General features: G+C 60.3%; 22 protein-coding genes and 1 pseudogene. 4 read left to right on the top strand and 19 right to left on the bottom strand.

Going from position 1 to position 22,768, the window contains the following annotated elements; translation table 11 throughout:
- Positions 1-51 precede the first annotated feature (51 nt).
- The 12 genes from MF410_RS24245 to MF410_RS24300 all read right to left on the bottom strand — a co-directional run bounded on the left by MF410_RS24245 (position 52) and on the right by MF410_RS24300 (position 13,988).
- Positions 52-1,776, bottom strand: coding sequence for an ABC transporter substrate-binding protein (locus MF410_RS24245; RefSeq protein WP_097627822.1), 1,725 nt, complete (start codon positions 1,774-1,776; stop codon positions 52-54).
- Between the two features lie 81 nt (positions 1,777-1,857).
- On the bottom strand, positions 1,858-2,154 hold the full coding sequence (locus tag MF410_RS24250; RefSeq protein WP_054184982.1) for a DUF2160 domain-containing protein: 297 nt from the start codon (positions 2,152-2,154) through the stop codon (positions 1,858-1,860).
- Positions 2,154-3,065: a carbohydrate ABC transporter permease gene (locus tag MF410_RS24255; protein ID WP_003595819.1), complete on the bottom strand. Its 912-nt coding sequence runs from the start codon at positions 3,063-3,065 to the stop codon at positions 2,154-2,156. Before MF410_RS24255 ends, MF410_RS24250 begins: the two co-directional genes overlap by 1 nt.
- Position 3,066: 1 nt before the next feature.
- Positions 3,067-3,933 carry a sugar ABC transporter permease gene (locus tag MF410_RS24260; protein ID WP_097627823.1) on the bottom strand — a complete coding sequence of 289 codons (867 nt, stop codon included), beginning with the start codon at positions 3,931-3,933 and terminating at the stop codon, positions 3,067-3,069.
- 2 nt (positions 3,934-3,935) lie between these two features.
- Positions 3,936-5,006 carry an ABC transporter ATP-binding protein gene (locus MF410_RS24265; protein ID WP_097627824.1) on the bottom strand — a complete coding sequence of 357 codons (1,071 nt, stop codon included), beginning with the start codon at positions 5,004-5,006 and terminating at the stop codon, positions 3,936-3,938.
- A gap of 9 nt (positions 5,007-5,015) precedes the next feature.
- Positions 5,016-6,095 (bottom strand): ABC transporter ATP-binding protein, encoded by a 1,080-nt coding sequence (locus MF410_RS24270; protein ID WP_097627825.1) that lies wholly within the window; start codon positions 6,093-6,095, stop codon positions 5,016-5,018.
- Positions 6,096-6,136: 41 nt separating this feature from the next.
- A complete protein-coding gene (gene glpD, locus MF410_RS24275) occupies positions 6,137-7,651 on the bottom strand; it encodes a glycerol-3-phosphate dehydrogenase (protein ID WP_097627826.1) in 1,515 nt (504 codons plus the stop codon).
- Positions 7,652-7,794: 143 nt separating this feature from the next.
- Complete coding sequence (locus MF410_RS24280) at positions 7,795-8,568, bottom strand: DeoR/GlpR family DNA-binding transcription regulator (RefSeq protein WP_097627827.1); 774 nt, start codon at positions 8,566-8,568, stop codon at positions 7,795-7,797.
- A 411-nt stretch (positions 8,569-8,979) separates the two neighbouring features.
- Positions 8,980-9,213 (bottom strand): hypothetical protein, encoded by a 234-nt coding sequence (locus MF410_RS24285; RefSeq protein WP_097627828.1) that lies wholly within the window; start codon positions 9,211-9,213, stop codon positions 8,980-8,982.
- Between the two features lie 52 nt (positions 9,214-9,265).
- A complete protein-coding gene (locus tag MF410_RS24290) occupies positions 9,266-9,730 on the bottom strand; it encodes an Hsp20 family protein (protein WP_097627829.1) in 465 nt (154 codons plus the stop codon).
- A gap of 428 nt (positions 9,731-10,158) precedes the next feature.
- Positions 10,159-10,419: a DUF4242 domain-containing protein gene (locus tag MF410_RS24295; RefSeq protein WP_003595804.1), complete on the bottom strand. Its 261-nt coding sequence runs from the start codon at positions 10,417-10,419 to the stop codon at positions 10,159-10,161.
- 41 nt (positions 10,420-10,460) lie between these two features.
- Positions 10,461-13,988 carry an adenylate/guanylate cyclase domain-containing protein gene (locus MF410_RS24300; protein ID WP_097627830.1) on the bottom strand — a complete coding sequence of 1,176 codons (3,528 nt, stop codon included), beginning with the start codon at positions 13,986-13,988 and terminating at the stop codon, positions 10,461-10,463.
- Between the two features lie 160 nt (positions 13,989-14,148).
- Here MF410_RS24300 and MF410_RS24305 point away from each other — a divergent pair.
- Positions 14,149-14,784 (top strand): annotated as a pseudogene (locus MF410_RS24305) (hypothetical protein).
- Between the two features lie 41 nt (positions 14,785-14,825).
- On the opposite strand, the gene MF410_RS24310 reads toward MF410_RS24305, so the two are convergent.
- The gene (locus MF410_RS24310; RefSeq protein ID WP_097627958.1) at positions 14,826-15,743 is read right to left on the bottom strand and encodes a DMT family transporter; all 918 of its coding nucleotides are present in this window, start codon (positions 15,741-15,743) and stop codon (positions 14,826-14,828) included.
- A gap of 72 nt (positions 15,744-15,815) precedes the next feature.
- Between MF410_RS24310 and MF410_RS24315 the strand changes: the two genes are divergently transcribed.
- Positions 15,816-16,745: a LysR family transcriptional regulator gene (locus MF410_RS24315; protein ID WP_097627831.1), complete on the top strand. Its 930-nt coding sequence runs from the start codon at positions 15,816-15,818 to the stop codon at positions 16,743-16,745.
- Positions 16,746-16,760: 15 nt separating this feature from the next.
- Here the strand turns inward: MF410_RS24315 and MF410_RS24320 are convergent, their stop codons facing one another.
- From MF410_RS24320 to MF410_RS24345, 6 genes are all read right to left on the bottom strand, one after another.
- Positions 16,761-17,231 carry a GNAT family N-acetyltransferase gene (locus MF410_RS24320; RefSeq protein WP_097627959.1) on the bottom strand — a complete coding sequence of 157 codons (471 nt, stop codon included), beginning with the start codon at positions 17,229-17,231 and terminating at the stop codon, positions 16,761-16,763.
- Positions 17,232-17,321: 90 nt separating this feature from the next.
- Entirely contained in the window at positions 17,322-17,843 is a 522-nt protein-coding gene (locus MF410_RS24325) for a DUF992 domain-containing protein (protein WP_097627832.1), read from the bottom strand.
- Positions 17,844-18,260: 417 nt separating this feature from the next.
- A complete protein-coding gene (locus tag MF410_RS24330; RefSeq protein ID WP_003571841.1) occupies positions 18,261-18,425 on the bottom strand; it encodes a DUF1328 domain-containing protein in 165 nt (54 codons plus the stop codon).
- 101 nt (positions 18,426-18,526) lie between these two features.
- Positions 18,527-19,117, bottom strand: a complete 591-nt coding sequence (locus MF410_RS24335; protein ID WP_097627960.1) for a hypothetical protein — start codon at positions 19,115-19,117, stop codon at positions 18,527-18,529.
- Between the two features lie 69 nt (positions 19,118-19,186).
- Positions 19,187-19,573, bottom strand: a complete 387-nt coding sequence (locus MF410_RS24340) for a VOC family protein (RefSeq protein ID WP_097627833.1) — start codon at positions 19,571-19,573, stop codon at positions 19,187-19,189.
- Positions 19,574-19,677: 104 nt separating this feature from the next.
- Positions 19,678-21,300: an ABC-F family ATP-binding cassette domain-containing protein gene (locus MF410_RS24345; protein ID WP_097627834.1), complete on the bottom strand. Its 1,623-nt coding sequence runs from the start codon at positions 21,298-21,300 to the stop codon at positions 19,678-19,680.
- Positions 21,301-21,443: 143 nt separating this feature from the next.
- On the opposite strand from MF410_RS24345, the gene MF410_RS24350 reads away from it, so the two are divergent.
- Entirely contained in the window at positions 21,444-21,773 is a 330-nt protein-coding gene (locus MF410_RS24350) for a DUF6665 family protein (RefSeq protein ID WP_097627835.1), read from the top strand.
- Positions 21,774-21,871: 98 nt separating this feature from the next.
- Complete coding sequence (locus tag MF410_RS24355; RefSeq protein ID WP_097627961.1) at positions 21,872-22,738, top strand: aldose 1-epimerase family protein; 867 nt, start codon at positions 21,872-21,874, stop codon at positions 22,736-22,738.
- Positions 22,739-22,768: the final 30 nt, after the last annotated feature.

Consider the following 22,768-nt stretch of genomic DNA (forward strand, 5'->3'; position numbering starts at 1 on the left):
GTGGCAGGAAGTGACGGCCGGAAGCCTCGTTGCCTCCGGCCGAGGTCCGCCTTACTTCGACTGCCAGCTCTTGACGAGTTCGTCGTAGTTGACGGTGACCGGCTTTTCCTTCTCGTTCTCGATCTTCAGCTGCGGCGCAAGGTTGCCCTTCTTCACCGCATCCGCGTTCCAATAAGCGAGATCATGCTCTTCGGCCAGTTTCGGGCCGATATCGCCCTGGACGCCCGATTTCTCGATACGGCCCATGACCTTCTCCTGCTCGCCGCAAAGAGAATCCATGGCTTCCTGCGGTGTCTTCGCACCGGAAGACGCATCGCCGATTGCCTGCCACCAAAGCTGAGCCAGCTTCGGATAATCGGGAACGTTGGTGCCGGTTGGCGACCACTGAACACGCGCAGGCGAACGATAGAACTCGATCAGACCGCCGAGCTTCGGAGCACGCTCCGTAAAGCTCTTATCGCGAATGGTGGATTCGCGAATGAAGGTGAGACCGAGCTGGCTCTTCTTCACGTCAATCGTCTTCGAGGTCACGAACTGTGCATAGAGCCAGGCGGCCTTCGCACGGTCCGTCGGGGTCGATTTCATCAGCGTCCACGAGCCGACGTCCTGATAGCCGAGCTTCATGCCGTCTTTCCAGTAAACGCCATGCGGGCTCGGTGCCATGCGCCATTTCGGCGTACCGTCTTCGTTCATGACAGGCAGGCCAGGCTTGACCATGTCTGCAGTAAAGGCCGTGTACCAGAAGATCTGCTGCGCGACGTTACCCTGTGCCGGCACCGGACCGGATTCCGAGAAGGTCATGCCCTGAGCTTCCGGCGGTGCATAGCCCTTCAACCAATCGAGATATTTCTGGATCGAGTAGACGGAAGCCGGGCCGTTGGTGTCACCGCCGCGAGCGACGCACGAGCCGACGGGACGCGACTTCTCGTCGACCTTGATACCCCATTCGTCGACCGGAAGACCGTTCGGCAGGCCCTTGTCGCCGTTGCCGGCCATCGAAAGCCAGGCGTCGGTGAAGCGCCAGCCGAGCGACGGGTCCTTCTTGCCGTAGTCCATGTGGCCGAAGACCTTCTTGCCGTTCTCGTCACGGCCGGTAAAGAATTCGGCAATGTCCTCATAGGCCGACCAGTTGACCGGAACGCCGAGGTCGTAGCCGTACTTCGCCTTGAAGTCGGCCTTGTTCTTCTCGTCGTTGAACCAGTCGTAGCGGAACCAATAGAGGTTGGCGAACTGCTGGTCGGGAAGCTGGTAGAGCTTCTTGTCCGGTGCCGTCGTGAACTTGGTGCCGATGAAGTCGTCGATATCGAGGCCGGGGTTGGTAACGTCCTTGCCTTCGCCGGCCATCCAGTCGGTCAGGTTGCGCACCTGCTGATAGCGCCAATGCGTACCGATCAAGTCGGAGTCGTTGACCCAGCCGTCATAAAGATTCTGACCGGTCTGCATCTGAGTCTGGATCTTCTCGACAACGTCACCCTCTTGAATGACGTCGTGAGTGACCTTGATCCCGGTGATCGCAGTAAAGGCCGGAGCCAGAACCTGGGACTCATACTGGTGGGTGGTCAACGTTTCCGAAACGACCTTGATCTCCATGCCGGCGAAGGGCTTCGCAGCATCGACGAACCACTGCATTTCCTTTTCCTGGTCGGCGCGAGAGAGCGTCGACATGTCGCCGACCTCTTTATCCAGGAAAGTCTTTGCCTCGTCCATGCCGGCATAGGCCGACCCGGTCATGGCCAGCAGTACCGCTGCTGTCGTCGTCAATAAATGCCTTCGCATAATATCCTCCCAGGGTTTGCGATTGCAGTCTTCACGTCTCAGGCGACCAGAAAAATCCCCGGCCGTCTGCATCAGTTTGCCTCACACGTAACGGAATACGCCGATGGCGTAGACCACGGAGAGAGCGAGAGCCCACCAGAGGCTTGATCCCGCGAGACCAAGCCAGGCAAGATGGATAAAGGCGCTGCCGAGCAGCGAAAGGAAAAGTCGGTCACCGCGCGTCGTCTCGAAGCGCAGGATTCCGATCCGCGGATTGCCGCCCGGCACGGCATACTCCCAGACACCCATGCCGATCAGCAGCAATACGATGACGATGAAGAAAGCGGCCGTCGGCCAGGTCCATGCCATCCATGAAAAATCGGGAAGCGAAAAGCTCATCAAACCCTCCCCAGGGCGAAGCCCTTGGCGATGTAATTGCGCACAAACCAGATCACCAGCGCCCCTGGGATCAAGGTCAGAACACCCGCGGCGGCGAGCAGGCCCCAATCCATGCCGGATGCAGAGACGGTGCGGGTCATGGTGGCGGCGATCGGCTTCGCGTCGGTCGTCGTCAGCGTGCGTGCAATCAGCAACTCGACCCAAGAGAACATGAAGCAGAAGAAGCAGGCGACACCGATGCCGCTCGCAATCAGCGGCGTGAAGATTTTCAGGAAGAACCGCGGGAACGAATAGCCATCGATATAGGCCGTCTCGTCGATTTCCTTCGGCACGCCGGACATGAAGCCTTCAAGGATCCAGACCGCCAGCGGGACGTTGAAGAGGCAATGCGCCAATGCCACGGCGATATGCGTATCGATCAGTCCAAAGGCCGAGTAAAGCTGGAAGAACGGCAGGGCAAAGACTGCCGGCGGCGCCATCCGGTTGGTCAGCAACCAGAAGAACAGGTGCTTGTCGCCGAGGAACCGATATCGGGAGAAGGCATAGGCCGCCGGCAGCGCGGCTGCCACCGAAATCACCATGTTCATGACGACATAGCTGATCGAATTGATATAGCCGGAATACCACGCCTTTTCCGTGAAGATCGTCACGTAATTGGCGATCGTCGGGTTATGAGGATAAAGCGTCAGAGAATTGACGATTTCCGCATTGGTCTTGAAGCTCATGTTGACGAGCCAATAGATCGGCAGCAGCAGCACGATGATATAGATGGTCGGAACCAGCCACCACCAGCGCGATTCTTCGCCGCGCCGGCGCATCAGACGGCTGACCTCATCGGCGGAGAGACCGCTCGCGACACTGGTAACGCCCGGGACGTTTCGGCTCGCTGTCGTTTCGTTGGAGGCGCTCATTTCAATTCTCCGCGTCGTGGCTGGTCATGACGGTGTAGAACACCCACGAAAGCAGCAGGATGATCAGGAAATAGATCAGCGACATGGCAGCGGCCGGACCGAGGTCAAACTGTCCCAGGGCGGTCTTGACCAGATCGATCGACAGGAAAGTGGTCGAGTTGCCCGGACCGCCGCCCGTGACGACAAAAGGCTCGGTGTAGATCATGAAACTATCCATGAAACGCAGCAGCACGGCGATCAGAAGAACGCGCTTCATCTTCGGCAGCTGGATATAGCGGAACACCGCCCAACGGGACGCACCGTCGATTTTGGCTGCCTGATAGAAAGCATCCGGAATGGAAACGAGGCCGGCATAGCAGAGCAAGACGACGAGGCTCGTCCAATGCCAGACATCCATGATGATGATCGTCACCCAGGCGTCGAGCGGATCCTGCACATAGTTGTAATCGATGCCGAGGGCGTTGACGTAATAGCCGAACAAACCAATGTCGTTGCGGCCGAACACCTGCCAGATCGTGCCGACCACATTCCACGGGATCAACAGCGGCAGTGCCATCAGAACCAGGCATACCGGCACGCCGATACCTGATTTCGGCATGTTTAGAGCAATGAAGATGCCAAGCGGAATCTCCAGGGCGAGGATGATCAACGAAAAAATCAGGTTTCGCTGCAGGGCGGCCCAGAAACGGTCGGAATGCAGGATTTCGACAAACCAGTCTGTTCCGTTCCAGAAGAACTGGTTGTTTCCGAAAGTGTCCTGAACGGAATAGTTCACAACCGTCATCAAGGGAATGACAGCCGAGAAAGCCACCAGCACGAGGACTGGCAGAACCAGAAACCAGGCTTTGTTGTTCCAGGTTTTTTCCATGATCAAGCCTCCCGTCCGGCGCGCCAAGAGTCGGCATAGATACTGATGCCCGATGGCTCGAAGGTCACTCGGGGATCAGCCGGAATTTCCTCGTCCTCAGGAACGACGATCGCGATCGGCTGGCCGGCAAACTGTGCGCGGACGATCTTCTGCCGGCCGATATCTTCCACCTTGCTGACCGTCACAGGCATACCCTCGCGGCCGACCCGGATAAATTCGGGCCGGATTCCAAGCTCTACCTTGGCCGCTGTCGACGTCTTTGGCGCATAGTCGAGCGTCAGCGCGTGCTCGCCGACCCGAACCGTACTGCCCTCCACCTTGGCCGGCATGAAATTCATGCCCGGCGAACCGATGAAGTAGCCGACGAAGGTATGGCTCGGACGCTCGAAGAGTTCGGCCGGAGTGCCGATCTGCACGATCTCGCCGTCATACATCACCACGACTTTGTCGGCGAAGGTCAGCGCTTCCGTCTGGTCATGCGTGACATAGACCATGGTAAAACCGAACTGCTTATGCAGGCGCTTCAGCTGCGATCGCAGCACCCATTTCATATGCGGATCGATAACAGTGAGCGGCTCGTCAAAGAGAATGGCGTTCACATCCGAGCGAACGAGGCCGCGGCCGAGTGAAATCTTCTGCTTTTGGTCCGCCGTCAAGCCTCGCGCGCGCCGCTTGGCCCAGCCGGCAAGATCGATCATTTCGAGGATTTCGCGGACGCGCCGGTCGACATCCGCCTCGGCCACGCCGCGGTTTCGCAGGGGAAAGGCGAGGTTGTCGTAAACCGTCATCGTGTCGTAGATGACCGGAAACTGGAAGACCTGCGCGATATTTCGCTGTTGCGTCGGCAGGTTCGTAACGTCCTGCCCGTCGAAGAGAATCCGCCCTTCGGACGGCTGAATGAGGCCGGAAATGATATTGAGCAGCGAGGTTTTTCCGCAGCCCGAAGGTCCGAGCAGCGCATAGGCGCCGCCGTCGTTCCACTCGTGATGCACTTCCTTGAGAGCGTAGTCCTTCTCGCTCTTCGGGTTCGGCCCATAGGCATGGCGAATATGATCGAGGGTGATACGTGCCATGATTTTCTCCTAGCCCCCTTGCCTGGCGGTGGTGATCGCCCGGCCGTCCGCGCCGAAAGCCATCAGGTGGCGTGTATCGATGAAAACGGAGATGTCCGTGTCCGGCTCGATATTGTGGATGCCGTGCGCAAGCATCACCCAGCGGGTGTCGGCAAATTGCAGGTGGACAAAACTTTCCGACCCGGTGATCTCCGAAACCTGTGTTCGCGCCGTCATTCGCGCCGAAGCAGCCGTCTGAGCTGTTGGTGCAAGATGATGCGGGTGAAACGCTATGGTTGCCGGCCCGTCCGGCACATTCTGAAGATGCGGCGGCACCGCAAAAATCAGAGCGCCGTCGCGCAGGAAATTGCCTTCCGATTTGACCAGATCAATGAAATTCAGCGGCGGATCGGCAAAGGTTTTCGCCGTCGTCAGATCGAGCGGATGGCGATAGACCTCGACCGTCGGGCCGAACTGCGTGATCCGGCCCTCGCTAAGCGTTGCCGTATTGCCGCCGAGCAGCAGGGCTTCGGAGGGTTCCGTCGTGGCATAGACGAAGATCGCGCCGGACAGCGCGAAGATCCGCGGCAATTCCTGCCGCAGTTCCTCACGCAGCTTGTAGTCGAGGTTGGCAAGCGGCTCGTCCATCAAAACAAGGCTCGCATTCTTCACGAGTGCACGGGCAAGCGCGGTGCGCTGCTGCTGGCCACCGGAGAGGTTGAGCGGCGTGCGATCGAGATAGGGACCGAGTTTCAGAAGTTCGGCAGCCTTGCGCACCTCCAGATCAATGACCTTGGCGTCCTTGCCGGCAATCCGCAGGGGCGAGGCAATATTCTCGTAGACCGTCAATGCCGGATAGTTGATGAACTGCTGGTAGACCATAGCGATGTTGCGCTTCTGGACAGGCATACCTGTCACGTCAGCACCATCAAAATGGATCGTACCGGTTGTCGGTCGATCAAGACCGGCCATCAGACGCATCAACGAGGTCTTGCCCGACAAGGTCGGCCCAAGCAGAACGTTCAGCGTTCCTCTTTCAAAAACAAGATCGGTCGGGTGGATATGATAGTCTCCTCCCACCATCTTTGCGGCCTTCCGCAGTTCCAGCATTCCTGTTCCCGTGCCTCCACGCAGCGGGGACCACACGCCGCCTATCCGACCATCGCCGGTATGGCAGCCATGTACTCCTCCAGTGACTGAGCCTGCTCCTTCGAAAGGCGCAGACCATCCTTTGTCCTTCTCCACAGCACGTCTTCGGCGTGCCGGGCCCATTCATGTTCGACGAGATAGGTGACCTCGGCCTCGTAGAGATCGCCGCCGAAGAGCCGTCCGAGATCGTCGAGGCTACGGGCTTCCCCGAGCAGTGCCTTTGTCCTCGTGCCGTAGCGGCGCACCAGCCGGCGGGCATGCCGATCGGCGAGGAACGGATAGCGCCGTTTCAGATCGGCGACCTCGGCATCGTATCCTCGGACCGGGAAGTCACCGCCGGGCAGATGGCTTTTGGCCGTCCACGGGGCGCCCTTGACGCCGATCGCAGCGCCGATCTTCTCCAGCGCATGTTCGGAAAGCCGGCGATAGGTGGTGAGCTTGCCGCCGAACACGTTGAGCAGCGGCGCGGCATTTCCTTCGCCCTCCAGCTTCAGCACGTAGTCGCGCGTAGCCTCCTGCGCCTTCGAGGCGCCGTCGTCATAAAGCGGCCGGACCGCCGAATAGGTCCAGACGATATCCTCCGGCCTGACCGGCTCCTTGAAATATTCCGAGGCGGCATTGCAGAGATAGACGGTCTCCTCCTCGGAGATCCTGACATCCCTGGGATCAGCGGTGTAATCGCGATCGGTGGTGCCGATCAGGGTAAACTCGCCCTCATAGGGAATGGCGAAGATGATGCGATTGTCGGGATTCTGGAAGAAATAGGCGCGAGGGTCGTCGAACTTCTTCTTCACGACGATATGGCTGCCCTGGACGAGGCGGACATGGTGAGCTTCGTTCTGACCAAAGGCGGAGCGGATGACATGATCGACCCAGGGGCCGGCGGCATTGACCAGCATGCGGGCCTGGTGGCTGTCATTGCGGCCGGTCACCGTATCGGTGGTCTCGATGTGCCAGAGGCCGTTCTCGCGCCTTGCCGACATCACCTTGGTGCGCGGCATGATGGTCGCCCCTTTGTCGGCGGCATCGCGGGCGTTCAGCACCACCATGCGGGCATCATCGACCCAGCCGTCGGAATATTCGAAAGCCTTGGCGAATAGCGCCTTCAGCGGCTTGCCGGCCGGGTCGCGGCGCATGTCGAGCACCGCAGTCGCCGGCAGCAGCTTGCGGCCGCCGAGATGATCGTAGAGGAAGAGGCCGAGCCGGATCAGCCAAGCCGGCCGGATGCCGCCCTTGTGGTAAGGCAGCACGAAGCGCAGCGGCCAGATGATGTGCGGCGCCATCGCCCAGAGGATTTCGCGCTCCATCAGCGATTCGCGCACCAGGCGAAATTCGTAGTGCTCGAGATACCGCAACCCGCCATGGATCAGCTTCGTAGCGCCGGATGAGGTGCCGGAGGCGAAATCGTTCATCTCGGCCAGCGCCACGGAATAACCGCGCCCGACGGCATCGCGCGCAATGCCGCAGCCGTTGATGCCGCCACCGATGACGAATATGTCGTAGATCTCTCGGCCCAATATCCCCTCCGAGCCCGCTGCGGATTTCGCATCGCACAAAAATTGCGCGATTGCGAAAGTGAGGGCAGTTAAAACGAAAGGAATACGAATGTCAAACGAATGTTTCGCGGATCTTCGTTTCGGAACGCCTCGCTGGCTCGCCCTCAGCGAAACCTGCCATTCGTTTCGATCAGCTTCACATTGTTTTCGAGGCAGAGATTGCGGATGGACTGCACCGGACAGTGGTCGGTGATGAAGGTGTGAACCTGGGAAAGCTGGCCGATCCTGACCGGCGCGGTGCGTTCGAACTTGGTGGAGTCAGCAACGAGAATGACGTGTCGGGCATTGGCAATGATCGCCTGAGCAACCTTGACCTCGCGAAAATCATAGTCGAGAAGCGCGCCGTCCATATCGATCGCCGATGCGCCGATGACGGCGTAATCGACCTTGAACTGGCGGATGAAATCGACAGCCGCTTCGCCGACGATGCCGCCGTCTGAACCGCGCACGACGCCACCGGCTATCACCACCTCGATCGCCGGAAGCAAGCGCAACCTATTGGCAACATTGATGTTATTTGTGATGACCATCAGCTCGTGATGGTTGGCGAGCGCCTCGCCCACCGCTTCGGTCGTCGTCCCGATATTGATGAAAAGCGAGGCCCCGCTCGGAATCAGCTCGACCGCAGCCATGCCGATCGCCTGTTTCTCGGAGGCGGCGATCTGGCGGCGCGCCTCGTATTTGACGTTCTCGGTTCCGCTCGGGAATGTGGCGCCGCCATGGATGCGCGTGAGCACTTGCGCATCGCAGAGATCGTTCAGATCCTTGCGGATCGTCTGCGGCGTTACGGAAAAGCGGGAAGCGAGCTCTTCGACCAGAACCCTACCGCTCGACCTCGCTATCGCCACGATTTCAGTTTGCCGGTCGGTCAAGAACATGGGCGCGCACCTTTCGATCAGCTTTCGTTTTAAAGAAAGCGAACGCCTGCGCAATGGCTATCTGTCACCTGCTCTCAACCTGAGAGTAAGATAACCATTTTTGCGGTGCGAAGCTCTTGCCGGATGGACATCGTCTTTAAACGACATCTGCACCTTAAACCTTCTTCCTCGGACCCGTGCTATAGGGTAATTCAGCCGATCTGATTCACGATTTTGAGATTTACGTACGGATCGACCCGCCGGACGCACATCCGCTCCGAAAGCGTCCAAGTAAAGTCGCCGCCGCCTCATGACCAAAAACGAAGGCTTGAGCCGCGAGAGCCGGGCTGCTTGGAACCGCCACCTCAAGATGACGACGGGATTATGACCAGGCGGGATGAAGGACGCCGCTGTCGTGCGGCGTCCTACCCCTTACGCAGCTTTCGCAATATTAATCCCGCGGGCGGATTCGACCACAACCCGCAGGCGGTCTGGCTCTTTCACTCCTTGGCGATAGAGCTGCACGACGATGGCCGCGATGCGCTCGCCCTCCTCAGACCTCGGCTCCACTCCTGCTTCCGAAGTGACAATGTCGAAGACGCCCTGGCAAATACGCAGATCGGCAGCTCCGAAGTAGTCTGGCTTATCGAAACCGGATGTATTCATCGTTTTGCAGCAGGCGACGCCTTAAGCGTCGCCCGCCTCCCTCGATCGACACTTACGCGACCTGCTTCTCACCTTCGATCTGCAGCGGCACCTGTGCGCCGTCGCCAATCGCGATCTTGCGTGGCTTCATCGCCTCTGGAATCTCGCGTTTCAGATCGATGTGCAAAAGACCGTTTTTCAGCGAAGCGTTTTCCACGCTCACATGGTCGGCAAGCTCGAAGCGGCGCTCGAAGCCCCGCGTGGCGATACCGCGGTGCAGGTATTCAGCTTTGGTGTCATCGGCCTTGCCGCCCTTGACGAGAAGCACGTTGCGCTCCTGCGTGATATCGAGATCGCCATCCTCGAAGCCCGCGACTGCCATGACAATGCGGTACTCATTGTCACCGACCTTAAGGATGTCGTAGGGCGGCCAGGCGTCGACGGCCTGCAGGCGCTGCGGATTGTTCAGCAGCGAAAAAACCCGGTCGAAGCCGATGCTGGAGCGGTAGAGCGGTGCGAAGTCAAACTCAGTTCTCATGACCAAAACCTCCTAGAAGCGAGATGGAAAGGAACGCGGCGGAAACCTGCGTCCCCGGCTGTCGGCCCCCTTCTGGGCTGCCGACGATATCGATTTGGTTTTCGGTATTTTCGGTTTCAAGATGCCCTTTTGAAAAAATTTGGACCTCGCATATTGGACCACAGGACAGCTCGTGAAGACTGAAAATGTGGAATAATCTCACGGGCACCGCCTCGAAGGTTTTTATGATCCAGGAAGCTCGGGCAGTTGTCGCAGACCCCTGGCAGGACACGAGCGCGTGCATGCCAAGGAGATGGCTTCTGGGCATTCGCAGGATCCTAGATCCTGCGGTCGCAACAACGCCGGCCGACCGAAGCGGCCCTTACGGTTTGGTGAATTTTCTAACTGGAAGCGCGGCAATGCCTTGCTCCGGGCGTGGCCGAGGAGCGCTACGCAAACATATTGGGACCGATCTCCTCGCTGACTTCTATGATCACATCCGCGGGGACATTGTTCCTCCGGGCCGCAGCGAGAATGGCTTCCGTACTAGGCGCCTCGTAGAGGCAGTAAGTCTTTTTCCTGTCGGCGCTGAGGAAGGAAAAGATCCACTTCACTCCTTCCTGGTCATTGATCAGGTTGATTTGCTCTACCCCCTCTTTCGACAGATCGAGTTGTTCCGCGAAGTTTCTTTCAATGATGTAGCGTGGCATGACGAGACCTTCTTCCCACCAAAAGCAACGAACTGTTGGTTCTAATGAATCGTTGGCTTCAGTCGCTGTTGCAGCCGGACCATTCCCAGGTCGGCCGCGGTTGAACGGGCATTCTCGGATAGCAACATTGCTCTCTTTATCGCGGCCCGGCTACCTATTTTCATTAGCAAGTCCGCATAATCTGCCTGAGTGTGTGCGAGCCACGGCCGCGAGCCGATCGCCGCGTTCATCTCAAGTGCGTGCTCAAAGTGCTCCGACGCTCTGTCGAATTCACCCAGCGCCGCTGCCAGCACGCCCAGATAGCGGCTTGCCGCGCCGAAGCAAACGGTCGCCATACCGATGGTGACGGTCATCTCCTTGTAGTCGAGCATAAGCTTATAGAGGGTCTGGGCAGCATCTGCGTCGCCGAGACCGGCGGCGACTTCCGTCAGGAACGAGAGGGACGCACTTCGCTTTCCGTCAAGCGGAAGGGCAAAGCCGGTGCGGGCAAGCTCGCTCAACCTCCGCTGGGCCGCATCGCGATAGCCGAGGTCAAAGGCAACCAACGTAAAACCCGGCAACCAGGTGGTTCCCTCCGGGCTTTCCTCAATCAACAGCTTGATGACGGGTGCAACCTCCGAGAGGCGGCTTTGCTCCCGTCGGATCGCGAACATCTGCATGCCGTAAACGCCCTCCGGCGCAGCGCCAAGGATCCGCATACCCAGCTTTAGCGCTTCCTCTGCAAATTCCTCGGCGACGGTGAACCTTCCATCGAGGATGGCCATCATCGCTTTTGCGGTGCGAGCGTAGAACTGGACGTTGAGATGCTGCCGCGCGGTACCAAGTTCGTCGAGCGCGTCAACAGCCCGATCGGCTCGCGCGCGATCGCCGAGTTCCGTGGAGACATAGGCGTCAACGGAAAGCGCTCGGCTCCGCACATCGTCGTCATCGATCTCATCCGCGAGGCGCCTTATTTCATCGATACGAGCGATTCGGTCGTTTCTTTCCGTGGCGGACCTGACCGGTGCCGGCGTCAGGAATGGCAGAGCGGAAAGCTCCACAAGCGCAGTCTTATCTCCAACGCGTCGAGCCAGCTTTATTCCTTCATCATGGCATTTTGCAGCCTTCTGGCCGTCGCTGAGATAGGTGTATGCCCGCGCAAGGCGGCTGAGAATCTGGCACCGTGAACTCATATCCGCTGGTTCAACCATCTCGAGGGCTTCCTCGAGAAGCGGCATCGTTTCGGCAAGCGAATTCGAGGAGAGGAATTTGGTACCGTCTAGACCAATCACTGCACGAATAAAGGCTTGTGTGTCGGCCGCTTTGCGGGCCAATGGCGCGGCCAGCCTATATTTCGCCAGCGAATCCGTCATGCGACCCGCAGCGAACAGGGCGTCGCCGAGTTTGAGGATCGCGGTGAGCAGGTCTCTTTGCCGCTCAGGCCCTTCAGGCAACTGCTCTGCAATTGCCAAGGCGTTCTGGAAATTGTCGACCGCCTCGTAGTTGGCGGATCGTGCGAGGGCGCGCTCTCCAGCCTTCATCCAGTAGGGAAGCGCGAGCTCAATCCGTTGGGCTTTCTCGTAGTGCTGAGCGATGAGTTCGGGCTGCGTGGCAGCGACATCGTCATAATGTTCGACGAGAACCCTTGCGATCCTCTCGTGGAAATGCCGCCGGCGCCGGTTGAGGAGCGATTGGTAAGCCGCATCCTGAATGAGCGCATGTCGAAAAACGAGCGCATCATGCAAGACGCCGCCTTCGACGACGATCTGGCTGGACTCGAGCTGGTTCAGTGCTGTCTCGAGCGCTCGGTCGTCGACGCCTGCGATCTTCGAAAGAAGGCCGCGATCGAATTCCCTGCCTATTACGGCGGCAATCTGCGCGATCTCCTTGGCCGTCGGCGCTAAATGATCGAGACGTGTCATCAGGGAGCCCTGCAGACTGTCCGGGATTTCTGCGTTGAGCGACGACGGCTTTCCGCTCTCCACGACCGAGCGGGTCAACTCCTCGACGAACAGCGGCACCCCGTCCGTCCGCTCCGCAATCTTTTCGGCGAGCTGTTCGGGAATGTCGGACACCATGGATTCGATCAGTTCACGCATCTGCTGCCTGGTCAGGCGGCTAACGGAGAGCGTCGTCACCTGCGCCAGTCCGCCTGCCCAGTTCGCGCTCCATTCCGGTCGGTGGGTCACAACGACGAGGGCGGCGGCGCCGTGCAGCCGGCTGACGAGTTCTCTCAGCACTTCGCTGGTGGATGGATCCATCCAGTGCGCGTCTTCGAAAACCATGAGCACTGGTGCGATCCTGGCTGCAAGCAGCAAGCGGTTCACCAATGTGCGAACGAGAAGCTCCTTGCGCTGGTGGGCGGAGAGATCCGGCGGCTTGAACTCGTCGCCGACGTCGAGCGAAAGCAGCTCGGCATAGATGGCGCCAACGTCGGAAGGATTTTCGCCGTAGCGGCGCACAAGCGTGCGAAACTTTTCGATGCGCGTGTTCCGGTCATCTGCCGGCGTAAACGATGCAACCCGGCTCAGTCGCTCAACGATCGGGTAAAAGGCCGAGGTAGCGTGATAGGGTGAGCACTGCAATCGGATGAGTTCATGCTGTGTCTCTCGCAGGTGTTCTTCGAAAGCCTCGACAAGCCGGGATTTCCCGATGCCAGCCTCCCCCAACAGGAAGACCGCCTGGCCTTGCCCGGCCTTCGCCAACTCCCACCGTTCGAGCAGCAGGCCGATCTCGCTAACGCGGCCGACAAATTTCGAAAGCCCGCTGGCATGCGCGGCTTCGAAACGGCTATCCACCTCTCGCTGACCGCGGACTTCGAACAGCGCAATGGGAGAGGCGAAGCCTTTGAGCTCCTGCGCGCCGAGGCTCTCGATTTCAAACGACTGCCCGGCGAGGCGGCGGGTGCTGTCGGAGATCACGATCTGGCCTGGGGCGGCCGCGGCCTGCAGGCGTGCTGCCAGGTTGGGAGTGTCTCCTGCGATCGATGCCCGCTCCTTCGCGCTGCCGTCAGTGTTGCCAACGACCACGCGCCCAGATGCGATGCCGATGCGGGCCTTCAATCGCTCTGCGTTCGGCGGCTGCAGGGCGTCGACGGCGGCCATCGCCGCGAGGCCGGCCCGGATTGAGCGCTCGGCATGGTCCTCGTAAGCCATTGGCCACCCGAAATAGGCTAGCACGCCATCGCCGAGATATTTCGCGACGTAGCCCCCGAAGCGGGTGACGGCGCCGGCGACGCTATCCTGATAACGGCGGGTCAACTCGTGCATGTCTTCCGGGTCGAGCTCTGCTGACAGCGCTGTCGACCCGACCAGGTCGCAAAAGAGCACGCTGAGCAGTCGCCGGTCGGCCGCAGCTTCGGATACGGCCTCGGTAGCGACCGACGCAGGAGGCTGTTCGTCCGACCGTTGATCCGCAAGTTGGTTTATGGCAGCTAGAATAATCTTCCGATGCCCCAGCGAGACACCGAGCTCCTGGAGGTCGGATTCGGCAAGATGAGGGAGCGCTCGCAGATCCACGTCATTCTCGATGAAGGTGTCGGCGTACTTGCCGAGACCGAGTTGACCTAGCCAATCCTCAATCGTCTGCATCGACGTTGATCCTGCTCCACCGTTTTTAAAAATACCACGAACGCCGGTGTCGTGCCACGCCGTGGCGCAGGAACTGTTCGTCTTGGCGGGAAGCGAGGACTCACTGTATCAATTGTGGTGATCGTTGACGGGGCCGCGCCTTGATCCCATCTGTGTGCGCATGGCGAAAAACAAGAAGAATGACATACCTTCTCTGCTCGAAACGTGGACGACGCTATCGCCCGCGGCCACTCTAGGGTCTTCCGTGCGCGCCAAGGGCATCCTCTTGGAAATCCGTGCGCGCCTCCCGTCGTCCATGCGAAAATCGCTGGATATCAGCGGGAGGTTTTTGACGCTGGCAATGCCTGAAAACGCAAGGAGCGAGTTTCGGCATGCCTCGGCGATCATTGCGAAGTCGCTCGAAGGCATCGAAAGCCTGCCGGTCATCCCGCGCGAAATCGAGGACATCCTCACAATCTGAACGACCGAGAGACGTCGCTGGCTAGAGGACGGCCGTCTGCCCAGCGGGGGAACGCGAACCGTGAAGCTTCGGGGCCGCGCCAGGCAGATCACCTTCCACGTCTTCGAACCACAGATGGTCGAGGATCTGCTCGACCGGGGCGCTGTCGAAGAGGGGCGCGAAGAGGATGCCGCGGCTGCCATGGAAAACAGGCGGAATGCTGCCTACAAGGCGAAGCTGACGCGTTCCCTGAAGGAGGACAGCAAGGCGACTGCGGCATCGCAGGACGTCACCGACGAAGCGTCCGCAAAGCTGCGGGGCTGGAAAGAGTTTGGGCGGGACGGGCTGCTCCGCTAGGTCTGGATGAGACCCCGATCACCTTCCGGGGCAAATTGCGCCTATCGCTTCCGCATCACATTGACGACGAGCACACCGAGGATCGCCATGACGCCGCCGGCTGCACCGAGCGCCGTCGGCGTCTCGCCCAGCCAGACGAACCCGATCAGCGTTGCGACGGGCGGGACGCCATAGAGGAAATTCGAAGCGCGGGCGGCCGTAAGTCGCTTCAGCGCGATCGCCCAGGTGAGGTAGCCGATCGCCGTCGGGAAGATGACGAGATAGGCAACACCCCAATTCACCTCCGCCGGGGCGGCGGCCAACGCCTGGACCGTTGCCGGGACAGCCGGAAACAGCGGCACGGAACCGATCAGCAGGATCCAGGCGGTGACTGCTAGCGCCGGCAGCCGACCGAGCAGCGGCTTCTGCAATACGCTGGCGATCGCCGAGCAGAGCGCTGCGCCAAGGATGAGGACGGCATTCGGATCGAGCCTGAAGCCGCTGTCTGAGGCGACCGCGATCAGCGCCACGCCGCCGAAGGAAATGGCGGTGCCCGCCCAGCCCCAGCGGCCGAAGCGCTCGCCGAGCGCGAATGTGGCGATAAGGGCGGTGAAGACCGGCATGGTGTTGATGATGAAGCTCGCCGGCCCTGCTGCAACAGTCTGCTCGCCGGTGTTCAACAGAACCGCATAAGCGGCGATGAATAGCACGGCGGCAACGGAAAGACGGACGAAATCGCGTTTTTCCGGCATCGGCCGATAGATGGCGAGATAGACCAGAGCGATGACTCCGGCGGCAACGTAACGCGCCGTCGCCAGCTCGATCGGCGTCAGCGGTCCGAGGCAGATACGGATCACCACGAAGGAAGACGCCCAGAAGAGGATGGTGACGACGATCGCGGCAAAGGCCACCAGATCCAACCCACCTTGCTGTTTCGTCGAAATCGGTGCGCTTGCCGCCATGCTCATTTTCGCCTCCATATGTTCCTGTGACAGTGAGTAGCCCTTCGACGCGTGCTTGAAAAGCATCGCAATCGATGATCAAATGTGTCTATGGTTCACAGCTCCCCGGTTCTTCCGCCGCTCGATACACTTGAGACCTTTGCCCGCGCTGCCCGGCTCGGATCGTTTTCCGCCGCGGCCGAGGAAAGCGGCATCACTCATGGCGCGGTGTCGCGGCAGGTCTCGCGCCTCGAGCGCTGGATGGGGGTGCGGCTTTTCGCACGCGAAGCCAGAGGTGTGCGCCTGACGCCGGAGGGCATGCGGTTTTTCGCGCGGGCGGAGGAAGCGCTTGCGCTGCTCGGCAATAGCGGCGAGCGCTGGCTGCCTCGCCGCAACAAGGCGGTGGTGCGTCTTTCGGTGACGCCCTCCGTCGCCTCGTTGTGGCTGTTTCAACGTCTGCCGAAGCTCGAAGGAAACGAGCTGCATGTCGAACTGACGCTGGAACACCGGCTGGCGGATTTCGGCGAAGGCACGGACCTTGCCATCCGCTGCGGCAAAGGCCCTTGGGCCGGCGTGCGCGCCTTGCCGCTGTGGCAGGAAAAGTCGTTTCCGATCGCCGCCCCGGCGTTGGCAGACCGGCTTGGCCAGCGATCCGACGCTCTTTCGCTGCTGGAGCTGCCAATCCTGCACGATTCCAATATCGAAGGCTGGCGCCGCTGGCTCGCCCGCGAGGGCGTCGACTATACGCCACGCGGCCATGACCGCCGCTTCGAGGATTACAATCTGGTGATCGATGCCTGTGCGCAAGGGCTCGGCATCGCGCTCGCCCGGCCGCCGCTATCGGATGCCGCGCTGGCATCCGGGCGCGTCGTCGCCGTGTCGCCGCGGACGCTCGATTATCATGTGGCCTTTCATCTGATCCGACCGGACGATGCGCTCAGAAGCCCAGCCATCGAATTCGCCAGCCGCTTCCTGCGCGAGGCCGGCCATGATGAAGCGACGATCGCCGCTTTTGTCGCACCCGGCCGGGCGAAAACTTAAGCGGAGAATTCTTCGTTACTCCGCCGGAAACTGCAGGCGCATTTCCTTGGCCAGTTCGAAACCGGCGGCCCGATAGACCGGCTCGCCGGCATCCGAGGCATGGATGACGGCTGTAGTGCAGCCGATCGATTTCAGATACTCAGCGGCCTTGTTGGTCAGCGCCGATGCGATACCGCGCCGGCGAAAGGCGTCGGCAACATAGACGGACCAGATGTAGCCGTGCAGCCGCTGTTCTTCCCGGATGACCTCCGGAAATGGCGATTGGTGCAGTTGACAGGATGCGGAACCGGCGATTTCACCGTCGACGATGGCAAGGAACGACGTCAGACGCCGCTCCTCGCGGCCGCTTCTGATGAAAGACAAGATCCGCGCCGCCGCATCGGGCCTGTAATGTTCCGGTGGCGTACCGTAGCTGTCCCAGATCTTCAGATAGTGCCCCACAAGGACCTCGTCCTCATCGGGCGTTGCCATTCGAATATCGATCATGTCGTAATCCGGCTGGGCTGCGAACACGAAATCGGCCTCAATGACGTGACGCTCCCTGCCGTCCGCGGCAGGGAGCGTCAAAAAGGCATATCAATTGTCGGCCGTCAACGTCATCGAGGCGCTGCCGGCGGCAACATTGAGGCCGAGCTGGCCGGTCAGGCTGACCGTCTGCAGATGGATCGAGCCGGAAGTGCCGCCGACTAGCAGATTGGCGCCGACACCGGCGCCGAGCGTCGCCTCGGCGGTGGCGCCGACATAAAGGCCGGCGAGCGATCCGCGGTGATAACCGGCCGTCGGCGCGAACACCGCCCAGATCAGGCGGCTGCGCGTGGTGAAGCCAAGGTCGATGCCGAGCTTTCTCACTTCGCCGGTATAACGATCCGAAAGCTCATTGCCGACGGTCGACTGGAAGATGCAATCGGCCTCCTTGGAGGAACCGAGCACATAACCCGTCCCGCCGCCGATATCGCAGGTGAGGTAACCGATCTTGACGCCATTGCGCAGGTCCGGCTCTTCATATGTCCTGGTGACGAGGTCGGCGGCATTGACCGCCCCTGCGCCGACAACCGTCAACGATACCGCGGCAAACGCCGTCGCAAGAATTTTATTCATAAGTCTCTCCTTCTCAAATCGTGACGGGAGCATACCCGGCTACTCGCCACCAGATTCGGCAACAGATAACGGACGGGACCGCAAAACGATCCGATCCCGCACCATTTTCGCATCGCAAGTCAAAGCGCCTGGGAGGCGCAAGCGACAAACAGGTTTACGGTTCAGCCCCCAATGGGACATTTCGAAGGCACTAATTCACGCCATCCGGTTATTTCATGATGTTGTCAGGAATGGTTGCCGGAAAGGCACGGTCCTGCTCGCCGTCGACACTTCGCGGACGGCATTCATGCAGCGGCTCATGCGGATTTTGCAGGGGCCGACCGCAACCGGGAACCATCAGTGGTGGGGACGTCAAAGGCGCAACAAAGAAAAACCCGGCGATGTGTTCGCCGGGTTTTTATACTTGTTCGATCCGCTTTATACTCTTCGCATAAAGCGCATGACGAGAGATACGACGAACAGCACCAGGAAAATAAAGAACAGAACCTGGGCAATAGAAGCTGAAGCACCTGCTATACCGCCAAATCCGAGGACGCCGGCAATCAAGGCCACAACGAGAAACACCAGAGCGTAATAAAGCATCGCAATCTCCTTTTACGTTGCTGCTCACATAACGGAAGCCGCCCCCATTTGGTTCCCTGTCCCTCTCACGGCCGGCGCATGCAACGTCGCATCGGCCCGGTTCAGCCGAAATGGAGGGCGCCGCTGAACATCCGGTCGCCTTCATTCGGCTCGGGAGGTTCGGCTGCATCGAGATAGGCCTTGAGCGGCCCAGTCAGGACGAACCAGATGCTCGCCCCCAGCATGAAACAGGCTCCCGCCGGATCGTCGATGCGGGCGATGAAGGGAAGGCAGGCGGAGGAAAACAGGACGATGATCCGCACCGACCACTCCGCCTCACGTTTGGCGATGGCGCGCGCTCTCAGTGACTTGTATTCCCGGGCGCCGTAGCCGCCTCCCCTCGCCTTCATCGCCGAAAGCAGTTTTCGTGCTGACGGCAGCGCCAGCATGATCAGCGCGGTAACACCGAGCGCGAAAGGTTTGCCGGCCAGGACTTGCCCGCTGGCGATCAGGAGAAAGGCGAGCACGACGAGATTCCATGTCGGCTCCAGCAGCTCCGGCGGTTGCCGTGTGCGAAGATGCCAGCTCCGCAGCAAGCCCGCCGCGCCGTGCAGTAGCGGCTGATCGATGTAGCGATTGATCCAGTCCATGCCGATGCGCCCGTCCCCGATTGCATGAAGAGGGCTCCGAACACCACGGAATTTGGTCATCATCGTGGCAATAAGCACCGAAACCGTCCTCCGCGTGAAGGAAGCGGCCCGCCAAGGCATTGGATGCAATGTTTAGCGCAGTTCCTGCGCAACCTCCCAGACATGGCCGGACGGATCCGCAAAAGCGGCCGTGCGGCGGCCCCATGGACGATCGATCGGACCGTTGAGCAGTGTTACACCAAGCTTGCGCAGCTCCGTGCAGACCGCATCGACATTGTCGACCTTCATCGTCAGCAGGACGCGACTGCCCGAGCCGGATGCCGCCACCGTCGAGGGCTCGACCAGCTGCGGCGCTTCGGTCACCTGGAGCAGATTGACCATCGTTTCCGAAAACTTCAGCACCGAGCAGACGTCGTCCTGATAGACGACATCGGCGGCAAAGACCTTTTGGTAAAATGCCCTCGCCGCGTCGATCTCGTCGACGAACAGGGTGATGACCTCGATCCTATCCAGCAGCATGGGCAGTTCTCCTCCGTTGCTCCGACCATCCGACCGATATCGCCGGCCGGCTCGTTGCTGGTCGCTTCGGCGCCGACGGTTTCGACATGCCGCACAAAATAATCTCAGCTCCTGAGACCCGGCGCCTCGTGGCCGGTGCGCGCCACATATTCGGTGTAGCCGCCGCCATATTGATGGATGCCCTCAGGCGTCAGCTCCAGCACCCGGTTGGAGAGTGCGGCGAGGAAATGCCGGTCATGCGAGACGAACAGCATGGTGCCCTCATATTGCGAGAGCGCCTTGATCAGCATCTCCTTGGTGTCGAGGTCGAGATGGTTCGTCGGCTCGTCGAGCACCAGCAGGTTCGGCGGGTCGAACAGCATCATCGCCATGACCAGCCGCGCCTTCTCGCCGCCCGACAGCACGCGGCACCGCTTCTCGACATCGTCCCCGGAAAAACCGAAACATCCGGCAAGCGCCCGCAAAGGCCCCTGCCCCGCTTGCGGAAACCGGTCTTCCAGCGCTTGGAAGACGGTATGCTCGCCGTCGAGAATATCCATGGCGTGCTGGGCGAAATAGCCCATCTTGACGCTGGCGCCGAGAGCGACGCTGCCTTGATCAGGCTCGGCGGTGCCCGTCACCAGCTTCAGCAGTGTCGACTTGCCGGCGCCGTTGATGCCCATGATGCACCAGCGCTCCCGCCGCCGCACCATGAAATCCAGCCCTTCATAGATGCTTCGGCTGCCGTATTTCTTGTAGACGTTCTTGAGGCTGACCACGTCCTCGCCGGATCGCGGCGCTGGCTGGAATTCGAAGGAAACAACCTGGCGGCGCTTGGGCGGCTCCACCCGGTCGATCTTCTCCAGCTTCTTGACGCGGCTCTGCACCTGCGAGGCATGTGACGCCCGCGCCTTGAACCGCTCGATGAACTTGATTTCCTTGGCCAGCATCGCCTGCTGGCGTTCGAACTGGGCCAGCTGCTGCTTCTCGTTCTGTGCCCGCTGCTGCTCGTAGAATTCGTAATCGCCCGAATAGGTCGTCAATGCGCCGCCATCGATCTCGATGATCTTGGTGATGATGCGGTTCATGAACTCGCGGTCGTGGGAGGTCATCAGCAGCGCACCTTCGTAGCCTTTCAGGAACTCCTCCAGCCAGATCAGGCTTTCGAGATCCAGATGGTTGCTCGGCTCGTCGAGCAGCATGACATCGGGGCGCATGAGCAGGATGCGGGCGAGCGCCACGCGCATCTTCCAGCCACCCGACAGGGCTCCGACATCGCCGTCCATCATTTCCTGGCTGAAGCTCAGGCCGGCGAGCACTTCTCGGGCGCGTCCTTCGAGCGCATAACCGTCCAGCTCCTCGTAACGCGCCTGCACCTCGCCATAACGCTCGATGATCTTGTCCATGTCGTTGGCCTGCTCGGGATCGGCCATGGCCGCCTCGAGCTCACGCAATTGCTCGGCAACGACACTGACAGGGCCGGCGCCGTTCATCACCTCGGCGACGGCACTGTGGCCCGCCATTTCGCCGACGTCCTGGTTGAAATAACCGATGGTGACGCCCTTTTCACAGGAGACCTGCCCTTCGTCGGGCTGTTCCTCACCGTTGATCATCCGGAAGATCGTCGTCTTGCCGGCGCCGTTCGGGCCGACGAGACCGATCTTCTCGCCTCTATTGAGCGCTGCTGATGCCTCGATGAAGAGGATGCGGTGGCTGAGCTGCTTGCTGATATTCTCGATACGAATCATGATGTGCGTGGGAGCCTGGGAAAGAGATTTTGCCGCGCTTATGCCATGCTGGGGAATCGGGGGATAGTCCCGTTTCCGACCCTCTCGATCTGCACGTTTGATTTGGATATTATTGCCGCTCGCGCCAACGGAGACCTGTGCCAATGAGCGTTCGTCCGCCGCAGTCCTTCAGACAATCCGAGCAGGACAGAAACGGTTTCAACGTCCTCGAATACGAGTTGATGTCGGAACGCGCCGATGCGCTCGGGCGTCACGGGCTGAAGGTTGAGTCAACACTTGCCGCGCTGAAGGCTTGGACCGCCGACCGCCAGAGTGCCGAAGAACGCGAGACACTTCTCGATGCAGCGTCCGACGCGGTATGGGCCTTCTTCATCCAGCGTGAGATCTGCGGGCTCAGAAACAACCGCGACGCCATTCAGCGCTACGGCATTCCGAACGAGGTAATCGCGAGATTGGGCGCGGTGCGGAAATAACGCGTTGCGAGGGCGGAGGCCGCTCCCTTCCCTATTGAGTGGAAATCAACGGCGCAGAAAGATATGGCTTGGTGCCGAACCAGCGAAAGGGAATTGCGATGCCAAGCTCAATCCGGATTGGAAACCAGCATCTCACTGTCGACGTCTCCTCCCTCGGGGCCGAGATGCAGGCGCTCTCCACCAGCGACGGGCGCTCATGGCTGTGGACGGGCGATGCGGCCTTCTGGAGCGGACGGTCGCCGATCCTTTTCCCGATCGTCGGCAAGGCGCCGGACGACAAGATAACAATCGACGGCACGATCTATCCGATGGCTCAGCATGGTTTTGCCCGCCGCAGCGAATTTGCGCTTGCGGAAACCACCGCGACAATGTGCCGATACGAACTGGTCACCTCGGCGGCCACCCAGGCTGTTTATCCCTTCGACTTTCAGCTAGCTGTGACCCATGCGATCGAGGGACGCGCCTTGACGGTGACGGCAGAAGTTACCAACCGCGACCAAAAGGCGATGCCGTTCGGCCTCGGGTTCCATTCGGCCTTTGCCTGGCCGCTGCCGGGTGCTGCCGGGCACGCCCATGTCGTTACGCTCGACAATAAGGGCGAGCCGCCGCTTGTGCGGCTGCAGGGTGGCCTTATCAATCCTGTGCCGCTGCCCTCGCCGTTCAAGGATGGCCGGCTGGTGCTCGATCACGCAATGTTTGATGCGGATGCGATGATCTTTCCGCAAGGAGCGGGCGAACGCTTAAGTTATAGCGCCGAAGACGGGCCGACCATGCGGTTCCGGTTCGAAAATCTGCCCAATCTTGCCCTGTGGACCAAACCGGGTGCACCCTTCCTTTGCATCGAGCCCTGGCATGGAACCGCCGCGGAGGCTGGGAGCTCGGGCGAGCTTTCGAAGCGGCCCTCGACGACGATCCTGGCACCGGGCGCGATCGCTCGCTTCGCCTTTACCGTCGAGATTTTATGATAGAAGGTCGCGCGCCCGACAGAGCGCGCG

Source organism: Rhizobium sp. C104, assembly GCF_022354505.1.
In the GTDB taxonomy this organism is placed as follows: Bacteria; Pseudomonadota; Alphaproteobacteria; order Rhizobiales; family Rhizobiaceae; genus Rhizobium; species Rhizobium redzepovicii.